The sequence below is a fragment of the Bacillus sp. SIMBA_005 genome, assembly GCF_046535585.1.
Taxonomy (GTDB): Bacteria; Bacillota; Bacilli; order Bacillales; family Bacillaceae; genus Bacillus; species Bacillus pumilus.
On record NZ_JAWRWI010001021.1, the window covers coordinates 1 to 242 of the forward strand.

General features: G+C 39.7%; 1 protein-coding gene. It reads left to right on the plus strand.

The annotated features are described in order from the left end of the window. Positions 1–242, plus strand: a 242-nt coding sequence (locus SB660_RS23200) for a phosphoenolpyruvate carboxykinase (ATP) (protein ID WP_410584900.1), incomplete at both ends; no start/stop codon positions are given.

Here is a 242-nt window from a genome sequence, read left to right on the forward strand (position 1 = left end):
ATATCGAAAATATCGTTGATCCATCTGTTGCAGGTCACCCAAAAACAATCATCTTCTTAACTGCTGATGCATTTGGTGTTTTACCTCCAATCAGTAAATTAACAAAAGAGCAAGCAATGTATCACTTCCTAAGTGGTTTCACATCTAAACTCGCAGGTACTGAACGTGGTGTAACAGAGCCAGAACCAGTATTCTCTACATGTTTCGGTTCTCCATTCCTTCCACTTCCAGCAACTGTTTAT